Here is a 12563-nt window from a genome sequence, read left to right as displayed (position 1 = left end):
ATCTAACTTTTTAGAATCCTAATCTCCAACTTAATGGTTATGACTATCAAGCGTCGGGAATTTCTCACAACTTGTGGACTCGCTACTCTAGCCACCCAGATATCACCACTTACCGCTGAAGGTAAACTACCCGCAAACACCATCCGCAAGCCGCCTCGTCTGCAATTAGGCGATACTGTAGGACTAATCGCGCCTGCTGGTATCGTTGACGCTAAAGACATCGAAGCAGCGCAGCAATCAATTTTACAATTAGGGTTAAAAGTCAAGCTGGGGAAGCATATTTTAGATCGTTACGGCTATTTAGCGGGTAAAGATAGCGATCGCGCCCAGGATGTAAACTTGATGTTTAGCGATCGCACCATAAAAGCAATTATCGCCATGCGTGGTGGCTGGGGTTGTAATCGCATTTTACCTTTACTCAACTACTCGCTGATCCGCTCCCATCCGAAAATTCTCATGGGTTACAGCGATATTACGACGCTGTTATTGGCAATTAATGCCCGTAGTCAAATGATTACTTTTCATGGGCCAGTTGCTACGTCTACCTGGAATCAATTTACAGTAGATTACTTCAAGCGCATCCTATTTAATGCTGAAACTGTGACTATGCAAAATCTTAACCCTAGCGAAGTGCGGGTGCAGACAATAGCACGGGGAAAGACAAAAGGTAAACTTGTGGGTGGAAACTTATCAGTGCTATCAGCGATGGTAGGTTCACCTTACCTACCTTCTTGGAACAAAAGCATCCTGTTTGTGGAAGAAATTGGCGAGGATGTTTACCGTCTAGATAGGATGCTGACACAGTTAAAAACTGCTGGGATACTTAATCAAATTACTGGCTTTATCTTTGGGCAATGCACTAATTGTAGTCTTGGGGATGAACCATCATTTACCTTAATGCAAGTATTGCAAGACCACATACTTCCTTTAGGTATTCCTGCTTGGTATGGTTCAATGATTGGTCATATTAAAGATAAATTTACCTTGCCAATCGGTGTGGAAGTGGAAATAGATGCTGAACTTGGGACAATACGAATGTTAGAGGCGGCTGTTAGTCTTGTTTGAGCCACGAAAATCAGCAGCGCCACAGTGATTTTGATTAAGATTTTGATAGACAAGTATGAATTTCTCCTCGCCATGTTACGACTAACAGAAGTAAAGCTCCCGCTTGATCATCCTGAAGATGAGATCAAGTCTGCCATCCTCAAAAAGCTGCAAATCACGGACGAAGAATTGATCAGCTATTCTATCTTCAAGCGTAGCTACGATGCGCGTAAGAAAGGAGAGATCACTCTTGTTTATATTCTCGATGTAGAAACAACTCAGGAAACTCATCTACTCAAGCGTTTGAAAAAAGATCCCCATGTCATGGCCACGCCAGACATGAGTTATCGCCCAGTAGCACAAGCACCAAGCAATTTGGCGATTCGCCCCATCGTGATTGGTACTGGGCCTTGTGGCTTGTTTGCAGGTTTGATGCTGGCACAAATGGGGTTCCGTCCCATCATTTTAGAACGTGGGAAAAAAGTTCGCGATCGCACTGCTGATACTTTTGGCTTTTGGAAGAAAAAATCAGACTTCAACCCCGAATCTAATGCCCAGTTTGGCGAAGGTGGGGCAGGTACATTTTCCGATGGTAAACTCTACAGTCAAGTCAAAGATCCTCAGCATTATGGGCGCAAGGTACTAACCGAACTCGTCAATGCGGGAGCCTCACCGGAAATTCTCTATATCAACAAACCGCATATCGGCACCTTCAAACTCGTGGGAATCGTCCAAAGTATGCGGGCTAAAATCGAATCCCTCGGCGGTGAAATTCGCTTTGAAAGTCGGGTTGAAGATATCAACATCGAAAATGGACAGGTGCGGGGAGTCACCCTCGCTAATGGGGAATATATCGCCAGCGATTATGTGGTTCTGGCGGTAGGTCACAGCGCCCGCGATACCTTCCAAATGCTATTTGATCGTGGGGTTTACATCGAGCCGAAACCATTTTCCATCGGCTTTCGGGTCGAACATCCCCAGACTCTCATCGATAAATGTCGTTTCGGCGCTCAAGCTGGTCATAAGCTTTTAGGTGCTGCTGATTACAAACTGGTTCACCACTGCCAAAATGGTCGTTCCGTCTATAGTTTCTGCATGTGTCCAGGAGGCTTGGTAGTTGCAGCCGCATCGGAACCGGGGCGACTTGTCACCAATGGGATGAGCCAATACTCTCGCAATGAGCGCAATGCCAATAGTGCGATCGTTGTGGGTATCACGCCCGAAGATTATCCGGGAAATGCCTTGGCGGGAATTGACTTTCAACGGCGCTTGGAAGAAAAAGCTTTTGAGTTGGGCGGTGGAACTTATGAAGCTCCAGGGCAGTTGGTGGGTGACTTTCTCAACCATCGCCCCTCGACAGCATTTGGCACTGTTAAGCCGTCTTATACACCTGGGGTACATTTGGGTGATTTGAGTCAGAGTTTACCAGATTATGCGATCGCAGCCATCCGCGAAGCCCTTCCCGCTTTTGACAAACAAATTAAAGGATTTGCGATGGACGATGCCGTGTTAACTGGGGTGGAAACCCGCACTTCATCACCGATTCGGATTAAACGCAAAGAGGATTATCAGAGTTTAAATACAGTCGGTCTTTATCCGGCTGGTGAAGGTGCGGGATATGCAGGGGGAATTCTCTCGGCTGGTATTGATGGGATTAAGGTAGCAGAGGCGGTGGCTTTAAGTATTTTGAGGAATTGAGTAGTTTAGCGCCGTAGGCATCGTCAAATCTGAAATAGTCAATGGGATACCTACGGTAAGCTGCCCTAGCACGAAGTACAAACAGTTAAGAGCAATCGGCTAGGTTATTTATTACTGGATTTTAATCATTGCTGATATCTTTTTTTGCCGTTTATTTAAAGTTTAAGAGTTTTTACTGAGGATATAATCATTACTTTATCAGGGGATTAAATAAGCAGCAATTGTTTAAATATCTGATAAAAATGACACCAGCTTAGAGGCATGTAAAAAGAAATACATATAAGATTCAAAGTATCGTAGTAGGGACTATTATTCCAAAGTAAATATTTAGTAACTACCTACATCAATAACAATACATCTCGTTCGAAGTTTCAAGCAGAGTCCAAAATGAAAAACAATTTTTCTTTCATATCAGCTTCAGTTTTATTAGTTTCTGGAATCGCTTGTGCTTCAATTGCTGCACCAGTTTATGCTGCACCCCGTGGCGGTCAAACTTCTTCAGCAATATGTAGCCTTGCCGATATTTCACTTGGAGGAGTTTCAGCTACAGCTTGTGACGGTCCAAATGCTGGTAATGACACAGGGGCACAAGGTACTTTGCTCCCTGAGCTAAATAATGGTCTGTTTAGCAGCTTTGTTGGTACTGGTGTGCAATGGACTTTAGCTGGCAAATCTGATGAGCCGAATCCCTTTGCGATTACAGCAGCCAATGACTTTAATTCTGGTACATGGGGTTTGGGCACAGCATTGTCCAGTAACACGTTTGTAGTTAGCCTCAAAACAAGTACTGCTTACACTGCTTACCTATTCAAAGATTATGATTTCTCTCAAGGTTTAACAGGAGTATTCAATACCATTGGTGTTGCTTTAGATGGCAGTGGAAAGGCAGGGAAAGATTTATCTCATGCCTCATTATTCGTCTCTAATATAGGGAAAAATCCTCCTCCTACTTCCGTTCCTGAACCGGCTTCTTTGTTAGGTCTTGGTTTAGTAGCAAGTGGAATGGTAATGGTTCGCCGCCGTCGCGCTATCTGATTACACGTTCTTAGGGTTTCATAGAATACAAGATTGAAACTACTTCAACCTCTGAAGTAGTTTCAGTCTTGATCATCAAAAAATCGCAAAATCTGATCTGTTCTGGTCTTAGGAACGTGAATTAAATAAAATGCAAAACTTCATTTTCTATCTAGCTTCCCTCTTCTTTATAAGGCTACGGATTGAGGGTGAGGTAAGCCAGGAACATAAATTGTATGTTATTTAATTCTTATTCCTTAGTACAACTCATATTTCATTAACTGACAAGGCAGCGCTCCGTTATATACCGCAATCCGCTGGGATGATTTTAGTCCAATCGATTGAGACAGTTCCTTGTTCCCACTCAGCACAAATGCAGTCCAGCCTTTGAAGCGTTGTTTCAGCACATCGCCCAAAAGTTTGTAAAATGCTCCTAAATCACTATCTCGCCCCAGCCTTTCGCCATAGGGTGGATTGCAGAATAAAATTCCACTGTCTGCGGGGGCGACAATATCGGCAAGCTCCATTTGAGAAAACCATACATGGTTATCAACGCCGCAGTTTTGAGCATTGTTAATCGCCTGTTCAATTATATTTTCATCGCGATCGCTTCCCCAAATAGGTGCGGGAAGGGTATCTAGTTGACTGTCCTTAGCTTCTTGGAGCAGCTTTTCTAAAAGGGACAGATCAAAATCGAGCCAAGTTTCAAATCCAAAGCACTCACGAAACAACCCTGGTGCTATATTCAGTGCCTTTAAGCTAGCTTCCAGGGGTAAAGTGCCAGATCCACAGAGAGGATCGTAGAACATCTGGTTTGGCTCCCAACCCGAAAGCTGAATGAGCGCAGCAGCCAGAGATTCCTTGAGAGGGGCAGCTCCAACCGCAGGACGGTAGCCTCGACGATGCAGACTATTTCCAGAACTATCGAGTTTAACGGTACAAAAGTCACGTTCAATATGAACATTGACCCGCACATCTGGGTCATGAAGCTCTACATTTGAACGCTCACCCAGATTTTCTTTCTGCTGATCAACGATCGCATTTTTGACCTGGAGAGATGTGAAATGGCTGTGGTTGAGGTGAGCGTTTTTGCCTGTGACATTCACCGCCAGGGTCATGTCTGGCGTGAGATAGTTTACCCAATCGATGGACTGGATACCGCGATAGAGATCCTTGGCATCAAGGCATGGAAACTCATGGATATTCACCAAGATTCGGAACGGCAGCCTAGCCCAGAGGTTGACGCGATAAAGCAAAGTGCGATCGCCCTCAAAGGCTACACCGCAAAACCCTGGCTCCACTGAATGAGCACCCAGTTGCTCTAACTCCTGAGCCGCGAGGGTTTCTAATCCACGAGCAACCGTTGCAAAATAATTCATAATTCGTAATTCGTAATTCGTAATTAATGCGTACTAGGAACTCAATTTATTGGTTTTTCAGAGAAGCGACTTTTCGAGCTTAGATTAATCTAAATATTTTTAAAATCAATCATTGTCTGACGATAAGTATCTGGCAATCCTATATCAAAACATTTACCTTTAACAACATATCCTGTCATCCCCTCTTCCTGACGTAATCTTTCCAGACAGGATGTTAACTGAAATTCACCTCGTTCTCGGAAATTTTGGTTGATATGTTCTGCTATAAAATTAAAGATTTTCGGTGTAAGTAAGTATAAGCCAAATATACATAAAAACTCATTTTCTGCCATTTCCTCTACACGTAAATGCTGTTGTGCATATTCAATGGTAGGCTTTTCATAGAGTTGTTTAACTGACAAAATAGAGTTTAACTCTTGCCAAACTCCTGTTACACACCCAGCTTTATGAATAATTTCTGCTGGCATTGTAGTTAAGCTAACAACGCTTTGATTAACTTGTTCATAAACATCTAAAACTTGACGCGCACAAGACTTTTCAATGTCAGATGCATAAATGTGGTCACCCAACATTAGCAAAAACGGCTCATTTTTTACCCAATCTTTAGCACAAAATACTGCATGACCATAGCCCAATTGCTCCTCTTGCAATAAAATAGTAACTCTGCTACCTAAATCTTCGATATATCGGCTATATTCTTGATTTTGCGGTGAAAGTTTATCTAAAAGTTCTTTTTTTGGTGGATTTTTCAATAAATTTTCAAATATTTCTTTGTCATCCGGCTGCACCACAATCCCTACTTCTGCAATCCCAGCATTAATTGCCTCTTCAATAATTGCGATAATGACAGGTTTTGCCCTACCATCTCGATCAATAATCGGGAAAAGTTCTTTTTTCACAACTTTGGTAGCTGGAAACAAACGAGTACCAAAACCAGCTACCGGAATCACAGCTTTTCTAACTTTATTTTTCTGCATAAGCAGTACATCACCCCAACTTCTCAAATAACTCCGCCAACACCACATTAGAAAACAAAAACCCTTGGGGATCAATCAAACGCAACCTTCCCTCTGCAACTTCAACCCAACCTTTATCAAAATATAATTGCAAACATCTGCAAATTTCCTCCACCTTCTCCTCCCCAAACACCTCCGCCAACACCGCCAAACTTACACCCTCCGCCAAACGCAACCCCAACATTAACGTTTCTAACAATACTTCCTTTGGGGGAGTCACATCACAATCAATCACACCACCAGCTTCCACCCACTGGTAATACTCCCTAGTTTTACGCGGACGAGTGAAGCGTTTCCCTTCTAGATAACTCGCTGCACCCATACCAAAGCCATAATAAGGGCGGTTTTCCCAATACACTCGATTATGCCGACACTGATGACCAGATTGAGCATAATTAGAAATTTCATAATGCTCATAACCTGCACTAGTTAAAACCTGCTGCCCCATCTGGTACATTTTGACTGTGGCTTCATCCGTTGGCAAGGGAGTATCACCAGGTTTGTAGTAACGACCAAAGGCTGTACCTGGTTCGATGGTAAGATCATAAATAGATATATGAGTGGGTAGAAGCGCTACCGCTTTTGTTAGAGAATCCTGCCATTGATCCAAAGACTGATGTGGCAACCCAGAAATTAAGTCTAAGCTGAATTCGGGAATCTCGACTTGGTGAATTAGTTCCACAGCTGCGAAAATATCTTCAACTGAGTGCGATCGCCCCGCCCTTTGCAATAATTCTGATTGAAAGGCTTGTACACCCAAACTTACCCGGTTTACGCCTGCACTGCGGTAGCCTACTATATGTGCTAAATCAAAGGTACCTGGGTCAATTTCCATAGAAATTTCTACCCCGGAAGCAATGCCAAAATGCTTCTCTAGCTCTGTTACTATCCGTTGTAGCTGCTCCGTTGATAGCAGCGAAGGAGTACCACCACCGAAGAAAATTGTCTTCAGAGGTTGACCAAATGCTGGTGTAATGGCAATTTCTTGACATAGCACCTCAACGTATTGGGAGATAGTACCAGATGTTTCGCCCCGCAAGCGATCGCCCACAACAGACACCGGGAAATCACAATAAAAACACCGCCGCCTGCAAAAGGGAATATGCACATAAGCAGAACTGGCAATTCCAGAAATACTAAATTTTTGACTCATTTTGAGAAAGAATTAAGTTAAGCCAACTACGAATTAGAGACAATGAAAATGAGTAATTTCTTTACAAGTTTTTGTCGTTTTACAACGAAACAATGAAAAATATGAAGATAAAAGGCTTTGGTTATAATAATTGCAGATATTGCCCTACTAAACCCTTAGTGTAAGTCAATATTGATGAGTCTATCTTACCGATGAAATAAAAAATACTTAACTTTATCGGTTACCACAGTTGCAGGAAAACAAGACAACCATGCTTGACGCCATTATTATTTTCTCATTTATCTTGGCAGCGTCGGGAATAGGGTTCTACAGCATTGAACTACTACCCAATGGCACTCTCGATCAGGTAACAAATCTTGAAGCTTTACGCTTAGTTGTTGCCGTCTTTGCCGCTATTATTGGTGGTGCGATCGGGCTGAGTTTCCAGACGACATATCGTCGTCTAGAATCACAAGTCAAAGAAATGCCTCTGGAAGTGATCTTAACTCGTGCCATTGGCTTAGTGATTGGGCTATTGCTAGCTAACCTCATGCTAGCCCCACTATTTTTACTACCTATACCGGCGGATTTTGGATTTATTAAGCCACTAGTGGCAGTTGTCGGCAGTATTATCCTCTCCGTTACTGGCATGAATTTGGCAGACACTCACGGGCGAGGTTTATTGCGCTTCATTAATCCCAACACCGTCGAATCGATGGTAGTGGAAGGGACGCTAAAACCAGCTAATACTAAAGTTTTAGATACTAGCTGCATTATTGATGGTCGCATTGAAGCCTTACTAGAAACAGGGTTTTTGGAAGGACAAATTCTTGTACCGCAGTTTGTCTTGCAAGAACTTCAACAAGTAGCTGATGCTAGCAAAGACCAAAAGCGGGTGCGGGGAAGACGAGGACTAGAAATTCTCAACCGTATTAAAGAAGAATATCCCGATCGCATCGTGATTAATGCAATCGATTACGAAGATATTCCCACAGTAGATGCCAAGTTGGTGCGCTTTGCCCAAGAAATCAGCGGTACATTGTTAACCAACGACTACAACTTGTCTAAAGTCGCCAGCGTTCAGAAAGTACCTGTTTTGAATGTGAATGATTTAGTAAATGCCGTCCGTCCCAGTTATTTACCTGGCGACAACCTGGATTTGAAAATTCTCAAGGAAGGCAAAGAACCGAGTCAAGGCATTGGCTATCTAGACGACGGCACAATGGTAGTCGTTGAAGAAGGTAGCAGTTATGTGGGTGGTGAATTGCGAGTAGTAGTCACTAGTGCTTTGCAAACCACCGCAGGAAGAATGATTTTTGCCAAACCCCAAGCTTCAGCATTAGCGTGAAACAATGGGATGTTCAATTCGAGTGACACTTAGTAATCGGTGCAGTCAACCTGCACCGATTATTTATTGATTAGACTCACGAAATTCATTTGCTTGTAAATTCTGTAACTGATCAATAGATAACCCTGTGACTCTGGCAATCTGTTCTAATGGCATACCAGTATTAAATAGATTTCTTGCCACTTCAAGTAAAGCTTCAGCTTTGCCTTCAGCCTTCCCTTCAGCTTTGCCTTCGTCTAAAATATCTTGATAAATCACTGACTCGCGCATAATATCTGACCTCAAAACTCGTCTTATAACCTCTTTGTCTAATACTAAACCAGCTAAAATCGCTGTGGAAGCAGCAATATTTTCAGCTAGAAATTTACAGATATTGCCAAACATTTTAAAATTTTACCAAATAGCTAGTTCATTTGGTATTTATCTGAAGTACTTTAGAGGTTGTTTGAAAAGTGGTTGGCTGTGATTTTAGGTACTGAGAGATCCCCCCTAGCCCCCCTTTTTAAGGGGGGAACCGGAATCAAAGTCCCCCTTAAAAAGGGGGATTTAGGGGGATCTAAAAGTATTTAATACATTACTAGGGACTTTTCAAACATCCTCTTAATCCAAACATCTCCAAACATCTATATATTCTAATTTTCATAAATTTCTAATGGTAAATTATCTGGATCTTTAAAGAAAGTAAATTTCTTACCTGTAATTTCATCAACTCTGATATTTTCTACCTCTAACCCTTTTGATTTTAAATAAATAACAGTTTCCTCTACATCATCAACTTTAAAAGCAAGATGTCTTAAACCACAAGACTCTGGTTTACTAGGTCTTTCTGGAGGATTGGGGAAAGAGAATAGTTCTATTTGAGTATTCTCTGCAACTTTTAAATCTAATTTATAAGAATTTCTGGCGGCGCGAAAAGTCTCTTGAATAATCGAAAAGCCTAAAACTTCTACATAAAATTTTTTGGAGCGATCGTAGTCAGAACAAATAACAGCTACATGATGAATACCAGTGGTTTTCATTGGAGTTTTGCTTTTTTTAGTACAATTATTAAGAGAGTGTACGTAGGTGGGAACCCAACCACAAAACACTTTTGCTTGTTTCAATTATTGTTGAAATTACTTGAAAAGAAACCGTCGTTGTATCTCGAACGACGGTTTCTTCATAACTCTTCGATTCTTATCTGAAACTCACGTTACTTTAAATGTTCGGTAAAAAACGACGTGAGTTTATCAAAAGGAATTAACTCAACTCTGTCATATAAATCAACGTGTCCTGCGTTCGGAACGATATACAATTCTTTGGGTTTGGCTGCACGTTTGTAGGCATCCTCACTAAACTCTCTTGAGTGAGCCTTATCACCCGTGATAAAAAGCATAGGACGAGGGGAAATCGTTTCTATGTCATTAAACGGGTAAAAATTCATAAACTTAACGTTACTGCTGAACGTCGGGTGCGTTGTGAGTTCCGGCGACCCTCCTTTTGGAGTATATTCACCTCGCGGAGTACGGTAGAAATCATAAAACTCACGCTGGATGGGGTCTGTGTTTTCATCTAACTTATGTACAGTCCCACCCGTGTATTTGGTTTCACCATCGGTAAACTCTACATAACGTTGCTTTGCAGCCTCCTCCTGGATTTTCTTTCTCTGCTCAAGGGTCAGCGAATGGTTAAGTGCATTTCGGCTGGCTGCTCCCATATCGTACATGCTGACAGTTGCGATCACTTTTATTCGCGGATCAATCTTAGCGGCACTAATAACAAAGCTTCCGCTACCACAAATTCCAATTATTCCGATTCGGTTTGAGTCAACAAATGGACGAGTACCAAGAAAGTCAATTGCTGCACTGAAATCTTCAGAATAAATATCAGGCGCAACAGCGTTGCGTGGTTCGCCCTCACTCTCTCCCCAGAAAGACAAGTCAAGAGATAAAGTCACAAACCCTCGTTCAGCCATATTTGCAGCATACACGTTGGCACTTTGTTCTTTTACAGCTCCCATAGGATGCCCAACAACGATCGCCGAATGTTTTTTACTCCGATCTAAATTCTTGGGAATAAATAAATGTCCCGCAACATTCATTTTGTATTGGTTTTTAAAAGTAACCTTATACATCGTAATGTTGTCGCTTACCTTAAAAGTTGTATATCCCTTTGGTGTTATTTGTTCCATTTCTTTTGTTTTTTCTGATTGTCCTTTTTTTTCTGTTTGTGTGTAAGCTTGCCCGCTTATCATAAAAGCCATCATCGGTAAAATTAATAGATATTTCATATAATTTTTTCCCTTTTTACTGTGAAATTTACACATTGAAATTGTTGCTCTATTAATTTTAAATTTCTCCAAATATCAATCTGGTTTTATCAGCAGCGTTTCTTCTGTTTGCTGTATAAGTCCAATTATGCAGGCGTGAAAACGGATAGCGTTAGGACGTTCATTGAAAAAAACCGGACAATTCTCCAAAAAATCGCCATGCAACGTGCTGAACAGAAACAAAATGTTTAATATAAATTTATGAACCCAAAAGAAGCAGAATTTGAAAAGCGAAAGATGCAGATCAATCGGGAAGAGCTGATCGAAAGAATGATTCGTCTCGCTCCCGAAAACAGCCTTTTGGAAGTGTTTCCGGGCATTTTCATATATCAATCGTCGAAACCGACCGAGAGCCAGGTATCCGTATTAAAGCCCGCCTTCTGCGTCATCGCGCAGGGCAGCAAGGATGTGCTTTTGAACGATGAATTATTTCACTATGATTCCGGTCATTACTTAATCTCGACGCTTGATTTGCCGATTATGAGTAATGTCGTCGAAGCGTCCGAGGAAAAACCTTATTTGAATCTTCGGATAGACCTCGATCCTGCACTTGTTGCTGCGGTGATGATTGAATCTGGCATCGAAACTAAAAAAAGCGGCACGGGAGTCAAGGCGATGGATGTCAGCCCGGTTGATGCCGATTTGTTGGAAGCGGTCGTCAAATTGGTGAAACTATTTGACACGCCGGACGAAATGAAGTTTCTCGCGCCGCTCATCATTCGCGAGATCATCTACCGGCTTTTAAAGGGAAAACAGAGCGCACGGCTCAGTCAGCTTATCACTACCGAAGGCGACGCGCAGCGCATCTCTAGGGTGGTCAAGCAAATCCGCGAGAACATTGACCAGCCGATGAAAATCGAAGATACAGCCCGTGAACTCGGCATGAGCGTGTCAAGCTTTCACCAACATTTTAAGTCTGTCACGGCGATGAGTCCTTTGCAGTTCCAGAAACAAATACGGCTTCAGGAAGCGCGCCGTCTGATGCTCGGCGAAAACATGGACGTGGCGATCGCCAGCTTTCGTGTCGGTTACGATGATCCGTCTTATTTCAGCCGGGAATATAAAAAACTATTTGGTATTCCCCCGCATCGTGACATCGCCAAGCTACGCAGCAATTTAGGGCAATAAGAATTGGACAGGTTTATTGGTGCAAAGGACTAATACATTAATGATCGCAACACATCCTTGGGTAAAGACGCGATGAATCGCGTCTCTACAAATGGTCTATCTATCGCATTCTTTTTTCAAATTGGTATAACCGCTATGAAATTGTTGCCCCGTCAGTAATTACCACTCTCTGCGGCAGCATTGCTACGTGATGCAGGTATCGACACCATCGTTTACCGTTGTTGCCGGATGTCTAAACTTTCGCATATTTAACTTAAATTTATATTCAATCAGCAAAAAGCCATATTGCTTACTCAAAATGGCGTTTGACTTTCTCAAACCCCAGTTTGCTTTCTCATTTTGGTGTTTTCCGCAAGTAAAAGGAGATATTGCTTTCTCAAACTCCAGTTTGCTTTCTCATTTTGGTGTTTTCCGCAAGCAAAAGGAGATATTGCTTTCTCAAACTCCAGTTTGCTTTCTCATTTTAGTGTTTTCCGCAAGCAAAAGGAGATATTGC

At 42.3% G+C, this 12563-nt stretch carries 11 protein-coding genes; 5 read left to right on the top strand and 6 right to left on the bottom strand.

The genetic code is table 11. The features are described from left to right. Positions 1 to 39 precede the first annotated feature (39 nt). The 3 genes from H6G92_RS05450 (at position 40) to H6G92_RS05440 (ending at position 3777) form a co-directional block, all read left to right on the top strand. Positions 40 to 1065: a S66 peptidase family protein gene (locus tag H6G92_RS05450; RefSeq protein ID WP_190891539.1), complete on the top strand. Its 1026-nt coding sequence runs from the start codon at positions 40 to 42 to the stop codon at positions 1063 to 1065. Positions 1066 to 1137: 72 nt separating this feature from the next. Beyond that, a complete protein-coding gene (locus H6G92_RS05445) occupies positions 1138 to 2742 on the top strand; it encodes an NAD(P)/FAD-dependent oxidoreductase (RefSeq protein WP_190891537.1) in 1605 nt (534 codons plus the stop codon). Between the two features lie 387 nt (positions 2743 to 3129). Further along, entirely contained in the window at positions 3130 to 3777 is a 648-nt protein-coding gene (locus H6G92_RS05440) for a PEP-CTERM sorting domain-containing protein (protein WP_190891534.1), read from the top strand. Positions 3778 to 4013: 236 nt separating this feature from the next. Here the strand turns inward: H6G92_RS05440 and H6G92_RS05435 are convergent, their stop codons facing one another. The 3 genes from H6G92_RS05435 to hemW all read right to left on the bottom strand — a co-directional run bounded on the left by H6G92_RS05435 (position 4014) and on the right by hemW (position 7304). Beyond that, positions 4014 to 5135 (bottom strand): THUMP domain-containing class I SAM-dependent RNA methyltransferase, encoded by a 1122-nt coding sequence (locus H6G92_RS05435; RefSeq protein WP_190891531.1) that lies wholly within the window; start codon positions 5133 to 5135, stop codon positions 4014 to 4016. Between the two features lie 89 nt (positions 5136 to 5224). After that, a complete protein-coding gene (locus H6G92_RS05430; protein WP_190891528.1) occupies positions 5225 to 6112 on the bottom strand; it encodes a sugar phosphate nucleotidyltransferase in 888 nt (295 codons plus the stop codon). A 10-nt stretch (positions 6113 to 6122) separates the two neighbouring features. Next, positions 6123 to 7304, bottom strand: a complete 1182-nt coding sequence (hemW, locus tag H6G92_RS05425; RefSeq protein WP_190891526.1) for a radical SAM family heme chaperone HemW — start codon at positions 7302 to 7304, stop codon at positions 6123 to 6125. A gap of 250 nt (positions 7305 to 7554) precedes the next feature. Here hemW and H6G92_RS05420 point away from each other — a divergent pair, with 250 nt between their 5' ends. Beyond that, positions 7555 to 8631: a PIN/TRAM domain-containing protein gene (locus H6G92_RS05420; protein WP_190891524.1), complete on the top strand. Its 1077-nt coding sequence runs from the start codon at positions 7555 to 7557 to the stop codon at positions 8629 to 8631. Positions 8632 to 8694: 63 nt separating this feature from the next. On the opposite strand, the gene H6G92_RS05415 is transcribed toward H6G92_RS05420, so the two are convergent. The 3 genes from H6G92_RS05415 to H6G92_RS05405 form a co-directional block, all read right to left on the bottom strand. Beyond that, on the bottom strand, positions 8695 to 9015 hold the full coding sequence (locus H6G92_RS05415) for a hypothetical protein (RefSeq protein WP_190891522.1): 321 nt from the start codon (positions 9013 to 9015) through the stop codon (positions 8695 to 8697). A gap of 248 nt (positions 9016 to 9263) precedes the next feature. Continuing rightward, positions 9264 to 9650, bottom strand: coding sequence for an SMU1112c/YaeR family gloxylase I-like metalloprotein (gloA2, locus tag H6G92_RS05410; RefSeq protein ID WP_190891983.1), 387 nt, complete (start codon positions 9648 to 9650; stop codon positions 9264 to 9266). 173 nt (positions 9651 to 9823) lie between these two features. After that, the gene (locus tag H6G92_RS05405) at positions 9824 to 10900 is read right to left on the bottom strand and encodes an alpha/beta hydrolase (RefSeq protein WP_199344707.1); all 1077 of its coding nucleotides are present in this window, start codon (positions 10898 to 10900) and stop codon (positions 9824 to 9826) included. Positions 10901 to 11140: 240 nt separating this feature from the next. Here H6G92_RS05405 and H6G92_RS05400 point away from each other — a divergent pair, with 240 nt between their 5' ends. Then, the gene (locus H6G92_RS05400; protein WP_190891520.1) at positions 11141 to 12067 is read left to right on the top strand and encodes an AraC family transcriptional regulator; all 927 of its coding nucleotides are present in this window, start codon (positions 11141 to 11143) and stop codon (positions 12065 to 12067) included. Positions 12068 to 12563 lie beyond the last annotated feature (496 nt).

This window comes from Nostoc foliaceum FACHB-393 (assembly GCF_014698505.1).
In the GTDB taxonomy this organism is placed as follows: Bacteria; Cyanobacteriota; Cyanobacteriia; order Cyanobacteriales; family Nostocaceae; genus Nostoc; species Nostoc foliaceum_A.
Note: the sequence above shows the minus strand (reverse complement) of the source record. Positions and strands in the feature narration are given on the sequence as shown.